A 21,099-nucleotide genomic window follows, 5' to 3' on the forward strand; every position below is an offset into this window, starting at 1 on the left:
AACTACCCGAGACAGGAACACTCTAAAACCGTGTGCGGCCACTTCCCGACACACGATACGCTGTGGGATGATGGGCGCGTCACCCGACGTGACCGGCCGTTGCCGGCGAGGATCGCATGATCAGACGTCTCTGGATGGCACTACCCGCACTGCTCCTGGGCGGCTGCGCCGTCAACCCCGTTGCCCCTGCCGGACCCTATGCCGCCGTATCGCCAGAGATGGCCGCGGCGGGCACCGCTACCGGCAGCCGCGTGCGCTGGGGCGGTATTCTCGTGGATACGCGCCCCGAAACCGCGCGCACCTGCTTCGAGGTCCTGGCTCTGCCGCTGGACAGCGAAGGCGAACCGTTGCGCGAACGCACCGTTAGCGAGGGCCGCTTCATCGCCTGCTCCCCTGGTTTCTATGACCCCGCACTGTATGCCAAGGGGCGCGAGATTACCGTTGCGGGCGACATCGTCAAGGTCGAGACGCATCGCATCGGTGGCTACGACTACCGTTTCCCGGTGTTGCAGGCGGGCGCCCCGCATCTATGGCCCAGATTCCGCAACGTGCGTTACGTACCTGGAGGGCCTTGCTGGAACAACCCTTTCTGTAGCCCCTGGGGCTGGCCTGGGCCCTATCCCTATTACTCACCGTGGTGGCGGCGCTGATGCCCACAGTCTTCGCCAAACCCATGCGTTACCGGGTAGGCCTGCAAGCGCTCGCAGGTGTCGGCTTCGCGCTCGTGCTCGGCGGCTGCGCGACAACGCCGCCTTTCGCGCCCACCCTCACGCAACAAGCACAAACGGCACCCGCACCTCAGGCGGTCTCCCGCAACGCCCGCGCACCCGCAACGCCGGTGGCCTGGGGTGGGACCATCGTGAAGATCGACAACGAGGCGCATGCCACCCTCATCACGGTGCTCGCCTATCCGTTGAATGACGCCCTGCGTCCGAAACTGCACGAATCGACCCTCGGGCGCTTCATCGTCCGCGAGGCCGGTTTTTTGGAACCGCTGATCTACGCCCCTGGGCGCGAGCTAACCGTCATCGGTCATGTCAGCGCCTTCAAGCCAGGGGAAATCGGTCAGCAACCCTACAATTATCCGGTCGTGACTGCGCAGGCGATGCACCTGTGGCCCATCGAACCGATACGAACCGCCCCCCGGTTCCAGTTCGGCATCGGGATCGGAATCGGTTCTCGTTTCTAGCGCCTGCCCGGCGCGGCATAATGTCCGCGCCGGACTTCGCGCTCAGGCTACGGGTTCGAGCTTGGCATAACTGAGCACCAGCCACTTGCTGCCGTGCGCATTGAAATTGACCTCGACCCGCGCCTGCGGACCCTGCCCCTCACAGTCGAGCACCACGCCCTCTCCGAACTTGGCGTGTGTGACTCGCTGGCCAATGCTCAAACCACCCACGCCGACGCGCCCACGCACCGGAGTCGCTACCGGGCGCGGCGTAAAAGTCGGCGCGTGCGCACGCACGCGAGGGCGCACTTCCTCGATCAGCGCGACGGGAATCTCGCCGATAAAACGCGAGGGTGGATTGTAGGTCTGCTGCCCGTGAAGCCGACGCGTCTCTGCAGCGGTCAGTACGAGGCGGCTGCGTGCGCGGGTGATACCTACGTAGCACAGGCGCCGTTCCTCCTCCAGGCGGCCGGGTTCCTCGATGGACATGCGGTGCGGGAACAGCCCTTCCTCCATGCCGGCGAGGAACACCAGCGGAAACTCCAGACCCTTGGCGCTGTGCAAGGTCATCAGTTGCACGCAATCCTCCCAACTGTCCCCCTGCCCTTCACCCGCCTCCAGCGCCGCGTGCGACAAAAAGGCAATCAACGGCGTCATGTCGGCGTGCTGCTCGGGGTCCGGCGCGAAACCACGCGCCGCGTTGACCAATTCGTCGAGGTTTTCTACGCGCGCCTCGGCGCGCTCGCTCTTGTCGGCTGCAAAATGCGCGCGCAACCCGCTGGCGCCAATAACGTGCTCGACCTGTTGGTAGAGTTCCAGATCGGCGCAGGCTTCACCCATACCATCGACCATATCCAGAAAACCGATGATCGCGCGCGCCGCTCGCGCGGCCATGCCTGATTCGGCCACCAACGCTCGGGCCGCCTCCCAGAGTGCGCAACCCTGCATCCGGGCTCGATCACGGATTGCCTGCAGGCTGCGCTCACCGATACCGCGGGTCGGTTGATTGACCACGCGCTCGAAGGAGGTATCGTCATGACGGTTGGCCAGGAGGCGCAGATAAGCCAGTGCGTCCTTGATCTCGGCGCGCTCGAAGAAGCGCAGCCCGCCATACACGCGGTAAGGCATCCCGCGGGCGATCAGCGCCTCTTCCAATACGCGAGACTGCGCATTCGAGCGGTAGAGCACGGCGACTTCGTCCCGACGATGTCCCTGCGCCGCCCAGTCGGCGACCTGATCGACCACGTAGCGCGCTTCGTCAAGGTCGTTATAGGCCAGGTACAGCTGCACCGGATCGCCCTTGGCGCCATCCGCCCAGAGCTGCTTGCCCAAACGCCCGGTATTGTTCGCAATGACCGCGTTGGCTGCATCGAGGATCGTCTGGGTGGAACGGTAGTTCTGCTCCAGGCGCACCGTCTGGGTGCCGGGAAAATCACGCGCGAACTGCTGAATGTGCTCGATACGGGCGCCACGCCATCCGTAGATCGACTGGTCGTCATCGCCTACCGCAAACACCGGATTGCGCGCGCCCGCCAGTATTCGCAGCCAGGCATACTGCAGTGCGTTGGTGTCCTGGAACTCGTCCACCAGGAGATGGCGGAAGCGCTGCTGATAGTGCCGCTGCAGGGCTTCGTTATCGCGGATCAACTCCAGGGCTCGCAGCAGCAACTCGGCGAAATCCACCACGCCAGCCTGACGGCAAGCCGCCTCGTAGGCACTGTACAAGCGCACGAACTGCGCCTGGGTCGGGTCTCCGGTATCGTCCAGATGTTGCGGACGCAAACCCTCGTCCTTACGGCCATTGATGAACCACTGCACCTGCTTGGGCGGCCAGTGCGCCTCGTCCAGATTCAGCCCACGCAAGACGCGTTTGACCAAACGCAGTTGGTCTTCGTTATCGAGAATCTGAAAGCCTTGCGGCAGACCGGCTTCACGCCAATGCGCTCGCAACAGACGGTGGGCAAGACCGTGGAAGGTGCCGATCCACATGCCACCCGCGGGCACGCCCATCAGCGCCTCGATACGCCCGCGCATCTCGTGCGCCGCCTTGTTGGTAAAGGTCACCGCCAGCAGGCTATAGGGCGAAATGCTTTCAACGCGGATCAGCCAGGCAATGCGGTGGGTCAATACGCGGGTCTTGCCGCTGCCAGCGCCGGCGAGCACCAGCACCGGCCCAGATGGCGCGCTGACAGCCTCGCGCTGGGCATCGTTAAGTCCGGAAAGTAAATCGGTAACATCCATCCGCGCGAGTCTATCAGATGGCCGTCCATCGCCGTCGCGCCCGGCACGTGCAATGCGCGATTCAGATGCGGAATCGCCCGACCAACCGCTGTAACTGGCTCGCCAACCCCTTGAGTTCCTCCCCCGCACTGGCCGTCTGCTGAGCACCCTCGGCACTAATTTCGGCGACTTCGTTGATGGTCAGCACGTTACGGTTGATCTCCTCTGCAACGTGACTTTGCTCTTCCGCGGCACTTGCGATCTGTAGATTCATGTCGTTGATTCGGGTAACTGCGCCGGTAATCGCGCCCAACGACGCGCCGGCGCGCGCAGCCTGATCGACGCTCAATTCGGCACGCGCCTGACCACCTTCCATCGCAGTCACCGCATCACGAGCCCCAGCTTGCAAGCGCTCGATCATGCCCTGGATTTCCTCAGTAGATTGCTGGGTACGGCTGGCCAACGTACGTACCTCGTCGGCCACGACGGCGAAGCCTCGCCCTTGCTCGCCTGCCCGTGCCGCCTCGATGGCCGCATTGAGGGCCAGTAAATTGGTCTGCTCGGCAATCCCGCGGATCACATCCAGAACAGTGCCGATCTGCACGCTGTCTGCCTCCAGCTTCTTGATCACGCCACCAGCCTTTTCCACCTCGCTAGCCAGGGTGTTGATGACCTCCACCGTACGCTGGACCTCAGCCTGTCCCGCGCCGGCTTCCCGGCTTGCCTCATGAGTCGCGTCGGCCGCTTCACTGGCGTGACGCGCCACCACCTGTACGGTCGTGGTCATCTCATTCATGGCGGTTGCCACCTGTTCGGTCTCGCGCTGCTGACGCTGCACGCCTTCATAGGTCATCCGAGTGATCCCCGACATGCGCTCGGAGGCGCCCGCAATCTGTTGGCTTGAGGTCGCCACCTCGGCGACCAATGCCTGCACCTTACCGACGAAGCGGTTGAACGATGCCGCCAGCTGGGCCACTTCGTCACGCCCGCCGATGTCCTCTGGCAATCGTCGAGTAAGATCGCCCTCCCCCTCTGCGATGTCCGAAAGCGCGCGGGTGGCTGCACGCAGGCCACGCGTGATCGATCGCCCCAGGAGTACCGAAAGCAGAAGTCCGACCACCGCTGCCACGAGACCGATCAAGGCCCCCAGGCGAAAGCTGGCATCCACCTGCGCAATCACGCCGTCGCGGGTTTGTCCAAAACTGGCCTGTTCGCGCTTCATAAGATTCTGTAAGGCAATGCGGATGGGTCGCCAGGTCTTGGTTTCCTGCTGGACCAGGAGGTCGCGCGCCTCGCTCGTCTTGCCGGCCTCGACCAAGTCGATCACCCTTAGCTTAAGCGCGCTATTGACCTGCCAACTCTTTGCCACCTCTCGTAAATCCGCGAGCGCCCTCGGATTGCCTCGATAAGCTCCCTCTGCGCGGGCAAGCGCGGCATTAAAACGTGCGATTGCCGTCTCGGTAACCTTGCGCGCCGGCTTGAGATCCGGCTCGAACACCTTGTTGCGCGTCGAAATGCCCGACAGCAGACCTGCACCGTACATCACCTGTAACGTATTCAAACGCGTCTGGTCATGCTCGATGAAATTGACGAACGCGTCGCGTATGTCGCGGATTCCCAATAACGAGACGGCCAATGCGACCGACATCAGGACAATGGCAAGTCCAGTGGCGGAAATGATTTTGGACTGAATGGTCAGACGATTCAGCAGCATGTCTCCCCCTCGCAAGTGCGCCAAGCCCCATATGGTCGCTGTCAGAGATTATCGAGGCCTCGATTTAGAGTAGTCGGCTCGATATAGGTTTTCGGCACAGCATAGGAACACTTGAGAAAAATACGTGCGCATAGAAAGCGCAACCGTCGCCGAGTGGCGATCCGGGGAGGAGGCAAGAAGCAGGGTGCGGAAGACCCGCACCCAGAATCCCGAGGTGCTCGTTTGACCTTACGGGTCGTTACAGGCCGCCCCGACGTCGTCCGTTTTGACCGGCGAATACGGGGTTGGCATTGAACTGCTGCGCCATAGTGAAAATCAGGTGGCTCGCAAGATACAGCCACACGCCGTAAACCAGATAATGGTGCGCCGTGAGATCCTCCGCGAACAACCGGACCGCACCACCTTGATCGAAGACACCGAACAGCACACCGAGAAATCCGGTCAGGCATAACAAGCTCACTGCGATCACGCCAAGGCCCTGGCTCAACTTACTTCCCCAGCCAATGGATGAAGCGCGCACGCCAGACCACCAGCGCCACTGGAACGCGATCGCCAACACCAGGGTCACGGCCAGCGCATCGTGCATCCACATGTGATCGAATGGACCCGCGCGAAATACGCTGTTGCCACTCACCAATTCGAGCAAGACACCGACCGCGAGCATGGCGTGTAAACCTTTACTGACACACTCGAAGCCATGGCACTCGAATTTGAGTCGGCTTCCCTGTTCCGATTCCTTGACTCCAGAATCACCTTCCTGATCATTGATAGGCGACATACGCTTCAATCTCCGCTGTCATCGTCAGTGGGATGTGGCAACTGTGTCGTCGGATTCCCCCCGACAACGTGGGGATGAACGTAGCCAAGGCGAGAATTTCCTGCTTGTCCAGACGGCCTGCGATGTCCCGCATGATCCCATTGGGGTCGTTCGCACGCGTACCATCATGGAAATAGGTCAGTTGCTCGACGAGATAAGTTTTATCCTGCCCAGCCAAGCGCGGAAATTCGGGTGGGGTACCTGCACCGGTAGTGCTATGGCAAGCCTCGCAAGCCGGGACATCGGTTAAACGGATACCACCGAAGTAAATCGACTTGCCAGCGGCCCAGAGTGCCTTCGCCTGGGTATCTGTCGGTACCGGCTTCGCTTTCGGCGGCGGTAGCGAACCGAAAAAGGCAACCAAATCCTTCATTTCCTGTTGACCATGTATGGTCTTGACCGCATCGATCATCGTGCCCTTGGCGAGTGGATCGTCTCGCTTTTTCGACATGAAATCGTGCAACTGCTTAAGTAGATATTGCGGCCACTGACCTGCCAGATCGGGAAATCCCTGCACGGGCGAAATACCCGCCGCGCCATGGCAAACGATGCACATGGTTTTTGCATCTGTCTTGCCCAATTCCGGATTACCACCACTGATCACGCCGATCACGCCATTTTTCGGGTCAGCCTGCGCTGGGCCCAATAACGCCAACATGAGGATAGCGGCAAGCGAACAAACGGCGGGCGATCGTCCATACGCCCTGAACGCATCCCAATTCATCATTTGTCGCTCCTGAGAATTTCACGGATGAAAAGAAAAATGTAATAGAACGTCAGCGAAACCAGCAACACCACGAGCGGCGCCGTCAGTGGATACATTTCCTTGAAATTCGGTGCTGTCACGAAAAACCCAGCGCTCATCGCCGATAGCAGTAACGCCCTGCGTTCCGCTCGCTCGGCTATGCGGTAAGTCATGCTCAAGGCCAGCATGACCAACGCGAATAAAACCAAATTCACGATGCCGGGAATTCCCAGGTCGAGCACCAGCGGCATACCGAAGACAATGGCCCAGAGGCCACTCTTGTAGGAATTTCCGGATGCGGCATTCGTCAAACTAGGTTCCATGTCCATTCCTCGTCCGTTCTGTTCATGCAGGTAACGTCAACCCTTGGCAGTTACCCGATCCTGCGATTAGAGAATCGCGATAATGAAACCCACCACGGTCGCCAATCCGAACCCACCCACCACGTAAGGGCCGATCCGGTGGCGCTCGAGCACTGAGGGGTCGCTGGCATAGCGTAGGAAAGCAACGATATCGACCACCATGGTTTTGTATTGCGCCGGCGTCATCGAACCCTTGCGGTAAAGCTGCCCATCCTTGAGATACTGACCGCCGTACGCAGCTAAAACATTGGGCATGGCTACGCTCGGAAACACATGGTTGTTCCAACCTGTCGGGCGACTGTTATCCAGGTAAAAACTGGTTAGATACGTATAGATAAAATCAGGCCCCAGATAACGTTCGATCTGCGACAAATCCGGTGGTGGCTTGCCGAAGAATTTTTGCGCTTCCTTCTCCGTCATGGTGACGGTCATGCCACCATGAATGTTCGCGCCATCAGGACGCATCACAAATTTATCCAGTTCCTTTTGAGTCATCCCCAAGCCAGTCATCAGATTCATATAACGCAGATGTTCCACGCTATGGCAGGAGAAGCAGTTTTGACCGAAATATTCGGCGCCGCGAATCACGGTCTCCTTGTTCATGGTGTAGTGCGGCATGCGCAGTACGGGAGCAGCTTCCGCTTCACACGCACTCGTCGACAGCATCCCTAGCATCAGGATCAGGATCGTTGCCATGCGGATTTGTATTGCCATTTCAGTTCACTCCGATTGGATGGGATGCCTGGTGCATCGTCGTCTTCATGCGATCAGGTCTCGCCGCCCGCATACCGCCGCGTGGTCCATCGTCGCACCAGGCTCAGCAGCGGCATTGCCACAAAAAACGCGAAGTAACCGATGGTGAACCAACGTCCCCACATCGCTAGCACGGGCGTCGCCGGCTCGAAACCGATCCACCCGAGGACGATGTAGCAGACGATCATGAAAATAAGCAGCACTTTGTATGTGTTATCAAACAACGGGTGCTTCTTGACGCGAGCCTCTGGCGTGTTGTCCAGGAAGGGCACCAGGAACATGACCACAATGGCCAGTGTCATCATGAAAACACCGAGGTGCTTATCGGATATCGAACGCAGAATCGCGTAAAACGGCCCGAGGAAGAACAACGGGCGAACATCGGCCGGCGATTGAAGTGTATTCGCCGGTGTTGAATTATCTTGATCGATGAAGATATTGAAAAATGTCGGCTCGAAAAACACGATAGCTGTGAAGATCGTACCCAAAAATGCGTAGAAAAAAAGATCCTTTTCGCGAAAATATGAAAACAAATCAAACGTGATGTTCACTGGCTTAGGCGTTGAGTCCGCATATTCAGAACCCAATGTCATCGACAATATCTGTTCGACTTGACGCGAGCAGGTACCGCATGATGATGCGGCGCGCGTAGTGAGACGCACATCTTCCACAGTAGACAAACTGTGCATTTTGATCGCACTGATAATTTCACCCTTACTGACCGAATTGCAGGTACAAATCTCGGCATCGTCGGGCAGATTACTGACTACGTCGACGGCCTCACCACCTCCGCTACCACCGGTCAGCAGCACATCGCGGCGATCTGAAATATCCTCACCGTTACGTATTAATTCCTTGAACCATTGGGACAGTGCGACATCCCCGTACAAAATACAGCCCGCCACGCGGTTGTTCTTGATGCAGGCCTTTTTGTAGATACCGCTGCGCGCGTCAACGTACACCAGTTCGTCGATGCCGTCCCCGCCCATGATCTGCCCCTGCGAATACAGATCTATACCCGTGATCTTGAGCTGCGTGGATGGCAATGAACCGTTATAGCTCGCCTCGACTTCACCGGACATGTAGCGAGCGAGCACTCGTGCCTGTTCGTAACACGGGTCGACCAATCCGTAGGTCCGCCCTTTATGCTGGACGCACTCGCCGATCGCGAAGATCGATGGATCACTGGTTTCAAGCTGGTCGTTGATCACGATGCCTCGATCGACCTTAAGGCCGATCGATTTGGCGAGTTCCACGTCAGGTACGATACCTGCGCAAACCACCACCATGTCGGCGCGTATCTCCTCGCCGCGCTGAAAGCGCACGGCCTCGACGTGCTCCTCACCAACGATGGATTCCGTCATCCGCGGGATGTGGAAGACGATACCTTTGTCTTCCAGGCGGCGCTGCAGCAGCGCCGAACTACCCGCGTCGAGTTGCCGCTCCATCAGCCAATCCGCGAGATGTACGACGGCGACTTCTGCACCCTGAACGCGTAATGCGTTGGCGGCCTCAAGACCCAGCAAACCGCCGCCGATCACCACGACATGCGTATGCTTCCCTGCGCGTTCGAGCATGTAGTCCACATCATCGATCGTGCGGAAGACCGTCACTTCCGGCAGTTCGCGACCTGGAATCGGTGGCACCATCGGCTTGGAGCCCACCGCGAAGACGAGATAGTCGTAGGCCTCGGTCACACCCTGGTCGGAGGTCACGATCTTGCGCTCGCGATCCACGCTGACGATGCGATGCCCCTTGTAGAGCCGGTTCCCGCCATCGCCGACCCAAACCTCGTCGTCGATCATGATATCCGGCAGCGAACGCTCATTAGCCAGCAACGGACTGAGCTGGATGCGATCGTAAGCCGAATAGGGCTCATCGCCGAAGACGATCACCTGATAGCCGCCCGGCGCCTGCTTGAGCAGTTCCTTAACGAACCGGCTACCGGCCATGCCGTTGCCGATTACCACCACACGTTTTTGTTCTGACACCATGATTTAAACCTCGATCATTGGGATTCCGTCCGTGAGCCAACGAGGTGCCGACGGACGCTCAACGTTGCGCGGAGCGGCTGGCTTCCTGCTCGATTCGGAGCGCATAAAGGTTCTGCAGATGCATCACGATCAACGCGACCAGCGCCATCGGGATGACCGCAACGTGAAACGCCATAAAACGATTGATCGTGGGCGTGCTAACCAGCGGACCGCCGCGAATCCAGGTGATCAGGTCGTGTCCGATCAACGGGATGGAACCGAACAGGTTGGTGATCACCATGCCGCCCCATAGCGACATATTGCCGTAGGGCAAGATGTAGCCGAAAAATTCCTCACCCATGAGCAGCACCAATAAGCTGACGCCCCACAGCCATACCTTGCCGTTGCGTTTCTTGTACGTGCGATCCCAGAGGGCACGAAACATGTGGATGTAGACGATGATGAACAGCAAAGAGGCGCCGGTCGTGTGGATGTAGCGCACCAGCCACCCCCAACGCACGTCGTACATGATGCTCATCACGGAGTTGTATGCACCGGAGCCGTCGGCACCACCCGGGTGATAACTCATCAACAGAAAAACACCGGTGATGAACTGAATGCCGATCAATACGATCGACATTGCCCCCAGCACGCGCCAGAAGCGCGATCTCAACGCCTTGACCTTGGTGCCCAAGTCGGGCGCCGCACTCGCATTTACACTCGCCATCACATCCGCTCCTTACGATCCGCCACCGATTTACGCGCCGTAGTAGTCGCGTGCTTCAGCACAGCTTCGCCTTGGGCCACATTTTGGTCACCACCACCTTCTTGCCGCCGTTTTCATAGTGGTATTCCGGAATAGCCATATTGCGCGGCGCTGGCGAGGTCACGATGACGCGCGCCGAGAGGTCATACATGGACCCATGGCACGGGCAGTGGAAACCGCCCAACCAACCGGGTCGGACCGAATTCGGTTTAGGTTTGTAGAGGGGAATGCAGCACATGTGCGTGCAGATACGCACCAGCACGAGCATGTTTTTCTGTTCCATACGCGCGCGGTAGATGTTCTTCGCGTAGGGCGGTTGCTGCGGCACCTTGAGATCGGGGTCCTTCAAAATTCCCTGCGCCTGCACCTTTTCAAGGGTCGCCAACATCGCCGGTGTACGATTCATCACCATGACCGCCTTACCCTGCCAGGGTACGGTTACCTGTCCACCAGGCGGCACCTTGGTTACGTCGATCTCGACACTAGAAGCGGCCTCGACGGCCGCACTTGGATTCAGGCCATCCAGCATGGGCACACCCAGCGCACCCACGGTGGCTGCACCGGCGAGCTTTACGCTGGAACTGAGAAACTCCCGGCGTTCCTCCTGCTTTTCTTTGCGTACGGTCATCTCTGTCCTCTGAATGTCAGCCTTGGGCAGGACTACCATTGCGGGTTTCGTGCCAAATTTCTTATCCGAGCATAAATTCAACACATGAAACCGAATAAACTTAAATAAAAACTATATAAAACAATCATTTAATAGATATAAACTTAGGCGCACATATGACGCCGCAGGCAATAATCTCAATCCAATACGCACGAAAAGTGGAGCGAAACGAGCCACCGCTGAAGTGATTCATTTCACAATGGGTCAGCGATGAGGGCCCTGATGGTCATCACAGGACCGAGCATGACGCGCACGCCCATCTGGCACCGCGTTTCCGTCAGGTGCTATCGCTTTAGGATTCAGAAGGGGATCGAGACTCGAAGGGATCTTAATTAAACGCGCTTATTAAACGCGCTTCACACGCACGTGTTAGCGCCAGCGCTAACACGTGCCATGCAGATCATAGCGGCTGACGCCGCCATTCAATCAGGGCTTACCCATGCCCGGCAACTTCAGCATTGCGGCAATATCGTGGAGTATCCGATCATTCGGATAAGCACTCGCTTGTCTGATTTTGACGTGTATATCGCCGTTGGGTGCGACCAATACCAATTCATCGTGCCCGACGATACGTTTGTGTGCTGGCGCATTTTGCGTCAGTGGATTGACTGCCGGCGCGTAGTCAAACAAACCTTGCTGCTTCATCCGCGTTGCATATGCCTGATATGCGGCCGTATCGAGCGGGCGATAGTGCACGGCGTAACGACCCGCCACGATCCCACCGATGCTCGACTCGCTACCCGTCAAAAATGCCCAGTTATCCGCATCGGCGGGTTCGAGCCCGGCAATCGCCTTCATGAAATGAGACATCACCGCCGTTCCCGCATGCTCAGGATCGAGGTTATAGGAGACGAACACGACTTTGCTGCCCAACAAATGGCTTTGCTTGAGTTCTTCGTAGAGATTCATCAGATGGCTGACGATCACCGGGCTGCTATCCACGCCGTAGGGCGCGATGAAACTGACGACTTGCACCTTCCCGTCGAACTGATCTGACGACACTTTCTGCCCGTTCTGGTTGATCAAATCGCTGAAGCGCGGCGCCTTACCGAATCGCCCGCGCTCGACCTGCGATTTCATCATCTCGTTCATCGATTTCGATTCGGTGTAGCGCGTCGCGTCATGCAGCCGCACCGTGCTGACAAAGCTCGATATGGCGAAGCCGAATACCAGGCCGACGAAAATTCCGATCGAGATGCTGAACCAGAAATATGAACGTTGGTTGAAGTCCTCGTTTTGCATTGTCATGCGCCCTTGTTCGCCTGCAACACGCGGATGATGTCATTCATCATGGCCGCCACGGATACGGTATCGGCCTGACCCAAGACATAACGTACGACGCCCTTCGGTCCGACGATGATCGCCGAGCTATTGTGAATGATGTCGTAAGCAGGATGCGCGGCATCCGCCAAAGGATTCGCCATGACCGGCATGTAACGGTAGCTACCATTTTGACGCTGCGCCGCAAAAACCTGATCAACCGCATCCACGGCTATTTTTTCGTAGTTGGCGTGAAAGCCTTGTTGCACTACGCGCTCGGTCACTGCGACTGGCGCCGTTAAAAACTGCCAAAGGCCATCGGCTGGATCAGCACCATACTGCTGCATGAAGCGGCTCATTTCCGCGGGCCCACTCCCTTCCGGGTCGACATTGAAGCTCAGCAGCTGTACTCGATTTTGCAGTCCGCGCTGGCGCAACAAGGTTTCGAGATTGACCATGCGGGAAGCCAGCGATGGGCAAACGCGGGTGCAATACGGATACATGAACGTAACCACCAGGACCTTTCCCGCATAGGCGTCGGAAGAAACCGCACGGCCCTGCTGATTCACGAATCCATTAAATACCGGCGCCTTGAACATCATCCGTGGCGGATCACCCGCCGCCGCAACATCGGGTTTCGTCGGTGGCGGACGCCAAGGCAGAACACCGCCTAGCGCAATGGCTACCAACAAACCGATCACCCCCCCAATACCAGGCCCGTTACCGGCGTTTTGTAGCGCTTGAACTGCTCCAGGCCCATCACGTAACCTCCTACTCCCTGAATTGGGGGCGATGTCGAATCGCCTGCCTGACTACCACTTGCCGAGCCGTCACACACCACGCGGCCGGTCCTATCGCACACGCACGGAGCCTACCGCATGCCCGCCGCCTCACCGCGCCACAACCGTTATCGCAAAATTCTGATTCCAGCCATTGTGCTACTCATTCTCGGCGGCTTTCTTTGGCGTTATGACGCCGATCATCCAGCACCCGGTGCCCTGCCGGCACTCAGCCTCGAATCGCTCGCAGGCCATACCGTAATGTTGGGCAAGCTCAACGGAAAACCGCTGATCATCAATCTTTGGGCAACTTGGTGTCCACCGTGCCGGGCAGAGCTCCCGCTGCTCATGAAGGCCAGCCACCAATATCCGAATATGCAATTTTATTTCGCGGAACAGGGCGATTCACGCGCCAACGTCAAGGCTTACGCCGAAAAAATCGGGCTTACGCCAGCGCACATATTACTGGATACGAACACGCGCCTGAGCAAATTCTTCGGGGTGCTTGGCTATCCCACCACGATTTTCTACAACGCAGCCGGGAATATCGTCGCGATCCACCGTGGCGAACTCACCTCATCCACGCTTAAGCAATATCTTGCCAGACTCGGTCACAATGCCGAGTAGGCCTAAATACCCGAAAACCCTGGGTGGAGCATCATAATCCCGGCGCCACTACATCAAGACATTGACCGCAGCCCATAACCGTTCTAGAAGCAGAGCATCAACGTCGGGGACACTACCCGAGGGGTGGAGCCAACGAATCTAGCCGAAGCCAGCCAATTTAGTGGCCATCATTGCAACTTCGCCTTGATTCGAGATGCGTGCCAAGCAGATCGTGGTCACTCATACTCGACGAGAACACCACCGCCCGCGTATGCGGGCAGTGGCAGGCAATGCGTTCGCGAACCATGCGCGGCCTCTGCTTGAGCCGCGATCGCGAGATCGGTTCGACTACTTACGGGCTGCGAAAATCTTTTCCTGCTTAACTCGCATCATATCCTCGGTGCGCTGCACCCAGGTTGCGACCATGCTGACGCCGGTCACCATCAACTTCACGACCACAATAATGCCCGCGCCCACAATCAGTCCGGCGATATCCAATGGTGTCATGGCACTCACTCCACACGCTGTGTTGTCGCCCGGCTCGAATCGACCATACGATGCGGCCAGACAAAGTGCCGCGGGCCAAGGCCCGCGGCCAATGAGTCTCACTCGATGGACATTACGTCCGGCGAGCGTTTCTTACTTAACGATGATCTTGCCAAACATGCCGGTCGAGGCATGACCCGGCGTCTTGCACAGATAGTAGTACGTTCCTGCGCCTGGCGGCGTCCATTCAACGGTATCGGTGTTGAACTGGCCACCGCTGGCCGCAGGCAGCTCCGGCACTTCTGCCATCGCATGCAGCGAACTCGGGTTAGGCATCGCCGAGAACGGAGGACCCTTCTTGGTGATCATGAAGCTGTGCTCGGCACCACCGTTGGTGTTGATCACGGTGATCGTGACCTTCTTGACTCCAGCATCGTAAACCAGTGTTGGGTTGGTTTGCTTATCCGCCTCGAACGAAGGGAATGGGAAGCCGGGCAACACCTGCTCAATCACTGTATGTGGGGTGGCTCCAGAGTAGGTCACTTCGTTCTTGCCACTCACCTTACCGGTGTCCGCCTTCATCAGCTTGACGACACCAGGCTTGCCGACGGTCGTCACGCCGGCTTGGGCAATACCCACGGCCAGCAACGCACTCACGCCAGCGACGCCGGCAATCATCTTGACGATGCGGTTTTTCACGAACTTATCCTTCTTCATACTTTCCTCCTCAGACAAAATTGTGCATCTATCGCTGCACAGCCATCGTCACAACCCCATCGCGAGCACCTGATGACGTGCTTACCGCCAATTTGGGCATGACATACCTTTCCTCAAAATAACGCACCCACTCTCGATCTCATGTTTTTCTAATCTAATGCCAAAAGATGTACTCGATAAAAAAATACAGCCCCCGAGCACAGCCACGGCCCATATTGCACTGATCAGCAGTATTTGCCTGCCGCCAACCGAATCTCGCTCACGCTGTTGGTTCCTTGGCATGACTAACTCCGGTCACCTCCGGTTCACACGCTTCACGACAGCACACTACGCAGGATGGTGATGTAGTGGTCGATCAGTAAGGCGCTAAAAATCCCCATCAGATAAACGATCGAGAACGTGAACATCCTGATTGCAGTATTCGCCTTCCGCCTGAACTTCAGCTTAACGGCATATCCCAGGAAGCCCAGATTGAACACCACCGCACCGGTGAGATAAAGCCAGCCCGCAGTACCCATAATGAAGGGCAGCAGGGTCACGAGCACCAGAATCACGGTATAAATCAGGATCTGCGTGCGCGTGTGCTCCTCGCCATGTGTCACCGGTAGCATGGGAATTTTTGCCTTCGCGTAGTCATCCTTGTAATGCAACGCCAACGCCCAGAAATGTGGCGGCGTCCAGAAAAAAATAATCGAGAAAAGCACAATCGACTCATAAGTCACATGTCCGGTCACGGCGCACCAGCCCAATACCGGCGGTACCGCGCCGGCCGCTCCGCCCCAAACGATGTTCTGCGGGGTACGGCGCTTGAGGAAGCCGGTATAGATGATGGCGTATCCGATCATCGCCGACAGCGTCAACACCGCCGTTTCGACGTTGACCCACTCAACCAACACAATCATCGAAAGCGCAGCCAATAACGCCGCGAAACCCAGCCCTTGGAAGGTGCCGAGGCCTCCGGTGGCAATCGGGCGCCAGGCGGTACGTGACATCTTGGCGTCCATGTGTTGATCGATCACATGATTGACCGCAGCGGCGGAAGCCGAGCCCAGTCCAATACCAATGGTGCCAAAGAGCAAGGTACCGATCGGGATGATGCCCGGCGTTGCCAACAACATGCCGACAATCGCGGTAAACAGGATCAAGGCCACTACACGCGGCTTGGTTAAGGCGTAGTAGGCCTGCATCTGACGCCAAACGTAGGCCCAACTCAAACCGGCCATCCCGTTCGTCGCCACACTCACGACGGGCAGCTCGGGTTCCCCGGCCAGGCTACGCTCCTCATCTTGACGCATATCAACTCTCCTCGAGATGTACTGTTGTTATAGGATCGGCAACGCTCATACTTGGCCGTAGACCACCGATCCAACGCGGCCATGCACATAGGCATATCCCGTCGACCACAGCAAAAAATTCACCGAAATAACCGCAGACAGTAGCAGCGCCGCGCCTGGCGTATGCGCCCATTCGATATAAAACGGCAGACCGAAACTCACCATGGAAATACCCAATGCGAGTTGCAACGCCAGACTGGCAAGCAAACAAACGCCCAGAATCCGTAGCTTACCGACCTTCGTGGTCAGCACTAGGTATAAACCCAGCCCGCCGACGACCAGCGTGGTGACCATCGCACCGATACGGTGCACCACCTGAATGGCCACACGTGCGCCGCCACCCAATACACCGCCCTGATAATCGATACCCAAGCGATGCCAGAATACGAACGCCTTGTCGAAATCCATGCCCTCCGGCCACCAATGACCATTACAGGTTGGAAAGCCATAGCACGCCCACGCGGCATAATTCGTACTGGTCCATGCACCGAGAAATATCTGCGTGCATACCACCAGTAGTGCCAGACCGGCCCACAGCCTCAACCCACCCATCAGTGCCACCCGGCCCAGTTCCGTCGGCCCAAGTCTCATCAGGCGGCTGCTTCTGAATACCAGCCATAACAGGGTTCCCAGCATCACCATCCCTCCAATCAGGTGGCCGGTAACAATCAGCGGGTCGAGCAACAGGGTTACTGTAACCATGCCGAGCAACGCCTGCACGATGACCCACAACGAGATAAAAGCGGTCAGTTTTACAGGTTGCCCCATCTGCTTGCGATTACGGATTGAGACCAGTAACAAAGCGAATATGGTCATGCCGAGTGTACCCGCGACATAACGGTGGATCATTTCCTTCCATTCTCGTGCGGCCGTATCACCGACTGCCGTCGTGGCATGCGCGATATCGCTTGCCTGCGGCACACCTGGTGGCGTGACGTGCCCATAGCACAGTGGCCAACTCGGGCAGCTCAAACCGGCCTTCGAGAGACGCACATACGAGCCGAGAACAATCATCACGAAAGTCAGCAACAAGGCCACGACGGCGAGCCGGCGCGTCCAGCGCATCGGGTCGTTCATCATTTCATGGCGCCGCTGTTCCATCGTGAACTCCAAAATCCCTTGGGTTAAATCCCTAATACCTCAGGCGGACCTGACGCCGGCATTACCGGCGTCAGGTATTAACGCCTTAACTCAATACTTCTTCAATCTTCTGAATACGCAGTTCTTCTTCCTTACGCGCATTCCGGTAAAACCAAAGCAGGAATACGGTAAAACACGTCCAGGGGACCAGCATGAATGTTCCCGTCCACCACCACGCCGGTAAACCAACGGTGTGAGGGATGATGAAATGCAATGCCGGAATATGCATATGCGGTAATGCATGCGAATGTGCTGGGATAGCCATCTCGTTGACCTCCACGCGATCAGATAATGAAATAAATCACATAGAACAGGACCCACATGACGACCAGCAGGCGCCAGAAATCCACCGCGTTATGGATTTTCCAGGCCTGTGCGGCGCGGATCTTGCCCTTCGAGCTCGCCGACACGTAAGCCATGAAGGCAAAGTGCGCGAGGGACATCATGATCACAAAAGCGACCGTGTCGGTGTACAGGTTCTCACCGTAACGGCTATCGATCGGGATCGTGCCGGTGAACCATTGATAAATGATCCCGATGGCCACGAGCGTGATCATCAGCAGTGCGATCGAAAGATTGCGCGCGATGCCACTATTTTCGCCCTGGTAGGCCGCCTTGACCGCACCCGAGGTCGGGAACAGGCTTGCGATCATGATCAGGGTGAGTACCGTCCAAAAGACGTAGTTGATGCCCGCGGGCTTGTCCGCGTAGGCCCACAAAAAGCGCGCGGCAAACAGCGGGATGAAAAAGATCGTCGACGACAACAGGATCAGCCCGAACGCGCCACGCTTGGCGCGCGCTGGGGCAGGATCGAGAATCCCGTTCACGTAGGCCTTTGCTTCGTCTAGTTCCATTGCCTTATTTCCTCAACAGGTATTTGGTCGTGTCGCGGACCAGCAAGGCGCCTTAGGCGCCCTGCTTGGTCTCCACCCAGATCACCGGATCCGGTGCGTTTTCCTCGTAGTTGTAGAAATCGCCCACCACCACGGGGTCCTTGCCGAACGGGAAGTTCTCGTAAGGCGGCGGCGTCGGCATCTGCCAATCCAGGGTCTTGGAACCCCAGGGATTGTCGCTGGCGATCGGGCCACGGTAGTAGCTGTAGACCAGGTTCACCAACGGAATCAGGAAGCCCGCGCCGAGCAGGAACGCATTGATCGAGATCCACTCGTTCAGCGACTGCAGGTACGGCAGATAGGTCGCGACACGGCGATTCATGCCGTCGAGACCCACGATGAACATCGCGAAGAAGGTGAGATTGAAGAAGGTGAAGAACCACCAAGCGTGAAACTTCGCCCAGAACTCGTTCACCATGCGCCCCGTAACCTTCGGGAAGTAGTAATACAGCGCGGCGATCCAGGTGAACAACATCCCGCCCAGAATCGTGTAATGGAAATGCCCGATGACGAAGAAGGTGTTGTGGATCTGGAAGTTCGCCGGAACGTCAGAGTTGAACACGCCCGTCAAACCGCCGATCAGGAAGTTCACCATCGACATCAGCACGAGCAACATCGGCGAGGTCATTCGAATACGACCGCCCCAGAGGGTGCCGATCGCCGCCAGATAGAAGAAGCCCGTCGGCACGGACACCATCTCGGTCACGCCCATGATGATGGGCAAGCGCACGTCGCTGACCTGGGTGAAGAAGTGATGCACGCCCACCGCGCCGGAAATCGCCACGATACCGACAAAACCTGCGATCGCCCAACCGCGGCCGAACAGGCTGCGACGCGTGAACACCACGATCATTTCAAGCCACAGGGCCCATGCAGGCAGCACGAACACGTAGACCTCGGGATGGAACAGCCACCAGAACATATCCTGGTAGGCCAGCGTGATGCCACCCTTGAGCGCGAAGAATTTCGTCCCCACGATCATGTCGAACAGGTTGAACAGGAAGGCGCTTGCCGTATAGGGCACGAAAATAATCAGCAGCACGGCGGCTGAGGCAATGCCCCAAACGAACATCGGCACCCGAGACAGGGTCATGCCTCTGGCGCGCATGAACACCAAGGTTGCAACGAAGTTGATGGAACCGGCCCAAGAGGAGAGCAGCAGAGTAGCACCACCCATGAAGTAGAAAATGATGCCGGTGCCGCCGAGCTGCGCCAGCGGCGGGAAACCCATCCAGCCGCTCTCGTAACCGCCCACCATCGGGCTCATCGCAACCGCAACCACCGCCGGCGGCACGAACCACGAGCTGATACCCATCAGCTTCGGATACACCACCTGACGCGCGCCGATCATCGGCGGCAATATATAGTTGCCGATACCGCCAAGGATCGCCAAGGCCGCTACCGCGAGCAGCATCAACGTGCCGTGGATACTGAAGGCCTCGTTGTATTGCTGCTTGTTCGCGAAGAACATGCCATGCGGCGACAGCAGGTCGATACGGATGGCCATCGCCAGCATGCCGGCGATGAAGAAGGTCGCGATCGCGAAGATCGTGTAGCGGGTCGCGGTGGCCTTGGCCTCGGTGCCGAAGCGGAAGTAACGCCCCACGCCCTTGTTGATCCAGGTCTCCTCGCCGCCGAAGGAGGGCTTGACCCAGCCTTCCCACACGCCAATGCCCATGAACCAGCCGATCAGGCCAAAAATGTAGCCCGCCGTCAGTTCGCGCGGCGAAGCCAGCGAACCATGCTCGATTAAGGCCACGATCAGCGTGCCGATCATATAGCCGATGCCGGCCCACAGCACTCCGCGGGCTAGCGGCCACCAGTCTGCGAAGGTGATCCCTCGCGGGCTGCCGGCCCTATTCTGACTTGATGAAATTACCGATGACATTTCATTTACCTCTTGTCATAACTGAGTCGTTCGGAGGGACGATGCTTAGAAGCTCTGGTTGGCAACCCATGCCTTGAATTCCTTGTCCGACACCACCTTCACCACGGCGCGCATCTGCGCGTGGCCCAGTCCGCAGTCCCAGCTGCACTGCACGCGAGCCAGCGGGTTCTGATCGGTGGTGACTTCCTCGGTCGGCGTGATCACGATCGAGCGGGTTTCGCCAGGCACCAGTGCCTGCTTGATTCCCCAGATGGGCACCCAGAAGGAGTGCATGACGTCATCGGTCTTGACGATGAACTTGATCGGCTGATCAACCGGCACCTCCAGAACGCGCGAGTTCATCACGCCCTGCTTGGGATAGCTGAACGACCACTGCCACTGCTGACCGGTCACGTCGACGACCAGCGGGTCCTTGGCGTCGGCTGCGATATTCCACAGCTGCTCCAGACCAACCATGCCCGGATACACGAACACGACCGTGTTGATCATGATCGAAATCCCCAACCAGGCCAGCGTGAACGGGCCGAACGCGTGGCGGTGAATCTGTGCACTCTGCTTGTCGTCCAGCGGCACCCGATGCACGATCGCGGCATACACGAAGGGCACGGTCACCAGAATGAACACCACCACCGTCACGTGGTAAATAAAGGTGATCGCGTCCTTGGTGATCTCTCCCTGCAGACTCGCCACTGCCGGCCATAAATGATCGACAGACCAGAATACAAAGGTCTGCGCGATCGGTATCAATATCGCCCAGATAATGACGACGTTGATGAAGTCTCTCCAAAGATTTCTTTTCATGCGCTGAATA

22 protein-coding genes are annotated in these 21,099 nt (G+C 57.9%); 3 read left to right on the plus strand and 19 right to left on the minus strand.

The genetic code is table 11. The features are described 5' to 3' along the window. Window positions 1-116: 116 nt before the first annotated feature. Both BI364_RS15160 and BI364_RS15165 read left to right on the plus strand, forming a co-directional pair. Window positions 117-650 (plus strand): Slp family lipoprotein, encoded by a 534-nt coding sequence (locus BI364_RS15160; protein ID WP_070079453.1) that lies wholly within the window; start codon window positions 117-119, stop codon window positions 648-650. After that, on the plus strand, window positions 650-1,189 hold the full coding sequence (locus BI364_RS15165) for a Slp family lipoprotein (RefSeq protein WP_156782790.1): 540 nt from the start codon (window positions 650-652) through the stop codon (window positions 1,187-1,189). Before BI364_RS15160 ends, BI364_RS15165 begins: the two co-directional genes overlap by 1 nt. 42 nt (window positions 1,190-1,231) lie before the next feature. Here BI364_RS15165 and uvrD read toward each other — a convergent pair whose 3' ends face one another. The 11 genes from uvrD to BI364_RS15220 all read right to left on the minus strand — a co-directional run bounded on the left by uvrD (window position 1,232) and on the right by BI364_RS15220 (window position 13,137). Further along, window positions 1,232-3,409 (minus strand): DNA helicase II, encoded by a 2,178-nt coding sequence (gene uvrD, locus BI364_RS15170; RefSeq protein ID WP_070079454.1) that lies wholly within the window; start codon window positions 3,407-3,409, stop codon window positions 1,232-1,234. A gap of 61 nt (window positions 3,410-3,470) precedes the next feature. Continuing rightward, window positions 3,471-5,102: a methyl-accepting chemotaxis protein gene (locus tag BI364_RS15175; protein ID WP_083251450.1), complete on the minus strand. Its 1,632-nt coding sequence runs from the start codon at window positions 5,100-5,102 to the stop codon at window positions 3,471-3,473. Window positions 5,103-5,340: 238 nt separating this feature from the next. After that, the gene (locus tag BI364_RS15180; protein ID WP_070079455.1) at window positions 5,341-5,880 is read right to left on the minus strand and encodes a hypothetical protein; all 540 of its coding nucleotides are present in this window, start codon (window positions 5,878-5,880) and stop codon (window positions 5,341-5,343) included. Then, window positions 5,864-6,532 (minus strand): c-type cytochrome, encoded by a 669-nt coding sequence (locus BI364_RS15185; RefSeq protein WP_197495739.1) that lies wholly within the window; start codon window positions 6,530-6,532, stop codon window positions 5,864-5,866. The genes BI364_RS15180 and BI364_RS15185 overlap by 17 nt, the downstream gene beginning before the upstream one ends. 110 nt (window positions 6,533-6,642) lie before the next feature. Continuing rightward, window positions 6,643-6,987, minus strand: coding sequence for a hypothetical protein (locus tag BI364_RS15190; protein WP_070079457.1), 345 nt, complete (start codon window positions 6,985-6,987; stop codon window positions 6,643-6,645). A 66-nt stretch (window positions 6,988-7,053) separates the two neighbouring features. Beyond that, window positions 7,054-7,740, minus strand: a complete 687-nt coding sequence (locus BI364_RS15195) for a cytochrome c1 (RefSeq protein WP_070079458.1) — start codon at window positions 7,738-7,740, stop codon at window positions 7,054-7,056. Window positions 7,741-7,793: 53 nt separating this feature from the next. After that, window positions 7,794-9,773, minus strand: coding sequence for an FAD-dependent oxidoreductase (locus tag BI364_RS15200; RefSeq protein WP_070079459.1), 1,980 nt, complete (start codon window positions 9,771-9,773; stop codon window positions 7,794-7,796). Window positions 9,774-9,831: 58 nt separating this feature from the next. After that, window positions 9,832-10,479 (minus strand): cytochrome b, encoded by a 648-nt coding sequence (locus BI364_RS15205; RefSeq protein WP_070079460.1) that lies wholly within the window; start codon window positions 10,477-10,479, stop codon window positions 9,832-9,834. A gap of 55 nt (window positions 10,480-10,534) precedes the next feature. Beyond that, on the minus strand, window positions 10,535-11,146 hold the full coding sequence (gene petA / locus BI364_RS15210; RefSeq protein WP_070079461.1) for a ubiquinol-cytochrome c reductase iron-sulfur subunit: 612 nt from the start codon (window positions 11,144-11,146) through the stop codon (window positions 10,535-10,537). A gap of 465 nt (window positions 11,147-11,611) precedes the next feature. Further along, window positions 11,612-12,433: an SCO family protein gene (locus BI364_RS15215; protein WP_083251451.1), complete on the minus strand. Its 822-nt coding sequence runs from the start codon at window positions 12,431-12,433 to the stop codon at window positions 11,612-11,614. Next, window positions 12,430-13,137: an SCO family protein gene (locus tag BI364_RS15220; protein ID WP_156782792.1), complete on the minus strand. Its 708-nt coding sequence runs from the start codon at window positions 13,135-13,137 to the stop codon at window positions 12,430-12,432. The genes BI364_RS15215 and BI364_RS15220 overlap by 4 nt, the downstream gene beginning before the upstream one ends. Window positions 13,138-13,323: 186 nt before the next feature. Here BI364_RS15220 and BI364_RS15225 point away from each other — a divergent pair, with 186 nt between their 5' ends. Next, window positions 13,324-13,851: a TlpA family protein disulfide reductase gene (locus tag BI364_RS15225; RefSeq protein WP_070079464.1), complete on the plus strand. Its 528-nt coding sequence runs from the start codon at window positions 13,324-13,326 to the stop codon at window positions 13,849-13,851. A gap of 327 nt (window positions 13,852-14,178) precedes the next feature. On the opposite strand, the gene BI364_RS18075 is transcribed toward BI364_RS15225, so the two are convergent. The 8 genes from BI364_RS18075 to BI364_RS15260 all read right to left on the minus strand — a co-directional run bounded on the left by BI364_RS18075 (window position 14,179) and on the right by BI364_RS15260 (window position 21,089). Then, window positions 14,179-14,337 carry a hypothetical protein gene (locus BI364_RS18075; RefSeq protein ID WP_156782793.1) on the minus strand — a complete coding sequence of 53 codons (159 nt, stop codon included), beginning with the start codon at window positions 14,335-14,337 and terminating at the stop codon, window positions 14,179-14,181. A gap of 132 nt (window positions 14,338-14,469) precedes the next feature. Further along, window positions 14,470-15,033 carry a plastocyanin/azurin family copper-binding protein gene (locus BI364_RS15230; protein WP_070079465.1) on the minus strand — a complete coding sequence of 188 codons (564 nt, stop codon included), beginning with the start codon at window positions 15,031-15,033 and terminating at the stop codon, window positions 14,470-14,472. 314 nt (window positions 15,034-15,347) lie between these two features. Continuing rightward, window positions 15,348-16,328: a heme o synthase gene (locus BI364_RS15235; RefSeq protein ID WP_407639325.1), complete on the minus strand. Its 981-nt coding sequence runs from the start codon at window positions 16,326-16,328 to the stop codon at window positions 15,348-15,350. Window positions 16,329-16,373: 45 nt separating this feature from the next. Beyond that, on the minus strand, window positions 16,374-17,468 hold the full coding sequence (locus BI364_RS15240) for a COX15/CtaA family protein (protein WP_197495740.1): 1,095 nt from the start codon (window positions 17,466-17,468) through the stop codon (window positions 16,374-16,376). 85 nt (window positions 17,469-17,553) lie between these two features. Next, the gene (locus BI364_RS15245; RefSeq protein WP_156782794.1) at window positions 17,554-17,772 is read right to left on the minus strand and encodes a phosphatidylserine decarboxylase; all 219 of its coding nucleotides are present in this window, start codon (window positions 17,770-17,772) and stop codon (window positions 17,554-17,556) included. Window positions 17,773-17,791: 19 nt separating this feature from the next. Continuing rightward, window positions 17,792-18,361, minus strand: a complete 570-nt coding sequence (locus BI364_RS15250; RefSeq protein WP_070079467.1) for a hypothetical protein — start codon at window positions 18,359-18,361, stop codon at window positions 17,792-17,794. A 52-nt stretch (window positions 18,362-18,413) separates the two neighbouring features. Next, on the minus strand, window positions 18,414-20,288 hold the full coding sequence (locus BI364_RS15255) for a cytochrome c oxidase subunit I (protein WP_083251452.1): 1,875 nt from the start codon (window positions 20,286-20,288) through the stop codon (window positions 18,414-18,416). A gap of 45 nt (window positions 20,289-20,333) precedes the next feature. Further along, window positions 20,334-21,089, minus strand: coding sequence for a cytochrome c oxidase subunit II (locus BI364_RS15260; protein ID WP_070079468.1), 756 nt, complete (start codon window positions 21,087-21,089; stop codon window positions 20,334-20,336). Window positions 21,090-21,099 lie beyond the last annotated feature (10 nt).

This window comes from Acidihalobacter yilgarnensis, from assembly GCF_001753245.1.
GTDB classification, from domain to species: domain Bacteria; phylum Pseudomonadota; class Gammaproteobacteria; order DSM-5130; family Acidihalobacteraceae; genus Acidihalobacter; species Acidihalobacter yilgarnensis.

What these genes read in the sequence shown, in the direction of transcription:
- BI364_RS15160 (WP_070079453.1), top strand. Translation starts at nt 117, where the DNA reads ATGATCAGACGTCTCTGGATGGCACTACCCGCACTGCTCCTGGGCGGC.
- BI364_RS15165 (WP_156782790.1), top strand. Translation starts at nt 650, where the DNA reads ATGCCCACAGTCTTCGCCAAACCCATGCGTTACCGGGTAGGCCTGCAA.
- uvrD (WP_070079454.1), bottom strand. Translation starts at nt 3,409, where the DNA reads ATGGATGTTACCGATTTACTTTCCGGACTTAACGATGCCCAGCGCGAG.
- BI364_RS15175 (WP_083251450.1), bottom strand. Translation starts at nt 5,102, where the DNA reads ATGCTGCTGAATCGTCTGACCATTCAGTCCAAAATCATTTCCGCCACT.
- BI364_RS15180 (WP_070079455.1), bottom strand. Translation starts at nt 5,880, where the DNA reads ATGTCGCCTATCAATGATCAGGAAGGTGATTCTGGAGTCAAGGAATCG.
- BI364_RS15190 (WP_070079457.1), bottom strand. Translation starts at nt 6,987, where the DNA reads ATGGAACCTAGTTTGACGAATGCCGCATCCGGAAATTCCTACAAGAGT.
- BI364_RS15195 (WP_070079458.1), bottom strand. Translation starts at nt 7,740, where the DNA reads ATGGCAATACAAATCCGCATGGCAACGATCCTGATCCTGATGCTAGGG.
- BI364_RS15200 (WP_070079459.1), bottom strand. Translation starts at nt 9,773, where the DNA reads ATGGTGTCAGAACAAAAACGTGTGGTGGTAATCGGCAACGGCATGGCC.
- BI364_RS15205 (WP_070079460.1), bottom strand. Translation starts at nt 10,479, where the DNA reads ATGGCGAGTGTAAATGCGAGTGCGGCGCCCGACTTGGGCACCAAGGTC.
- petA (WP_070079461.1), bottom strand. Translation starts at nt 11,146, where the DNA reads ATGACCGTACGCAAAGAAAAGCAGGAGGAACGCCGGGAGTTTCTCAGT.
- BI364_RS15215 (WP_083251451.1), bottom strand. Translation starts at nt 12,433, where the DNA reads ATGACAATGCAAAACGAGGACTTCAACCAACGTTCATATTTCTGGTTC.
- BI364_RS15225 (WP_070079464.1), top strand. Translation starts at nt 13,324, where the DNA reads ATGCCCGCCGCCTCACCGCGCCACAACCGTTATCGCAAAATTCTGATT.
- BI364_RS18075 (WP_156782793.1), bottom strand. Translation starts at nt 14,337, where the DNA reads ATGACACCATTGGATATCGCCGGACTGATTGTGGGCGCGGGCATTATT.
- BI364_RS15230 (WP_070079465.1), bottom strand. Translation starts at nt 15,033, where the DNA reads ATGAAGAAGGATAAGTTCGTGAAAAACCGCATCGTCAAGATGATTGCC.
- BI364_RS15235 (WP_407639325.1), bottom strand. Translation starts at nt 16,328, where the DNA reads ATGCGTCAAGATGAGGAGCGTAGCCTGGCCGGGGAACCCGAGCTGCCC.
- BI364_RS15240 (WP_197495740.1), bottom strand. Translation starts at nt 17,468, where the DNA reads ATGGAACAGCGGCGCCATGAAATGATGAACGACCCGATGCGCTGGACG.
- BI364_RS15245 (WP_156782794.1), bottom strand. Translation starts at nt 17,772, where the DNA reads ATGGCTATCCCAGCACATTCGCATGCATTACCGCATATGCATATTCCG.
- BI364_RS15250 (WP_070079467.1), bottom strand. Translation starts at nt 18,361, where the DNA reads ATGGAACTAGACGAAGCAAAGGCCTACGTGAACGGGATTCTCGATCCT.
- BI364_RS15255 (WP_083251452.1), bottom strand. Translation starts at nt 20,288, where the DNA reads ATGTCATCGGTAATTTCATCAAGTCAGAATAGGGCCGGCAGCCCGCGA.
- BI364_RS15260 (WP_070079468.1), bottom strand. Translation starts at nt 21,089, where the DNA reads ATGAAAAGAAATCTTTGGAGAGACTTCATCAACGTCGTCATTATCTGG.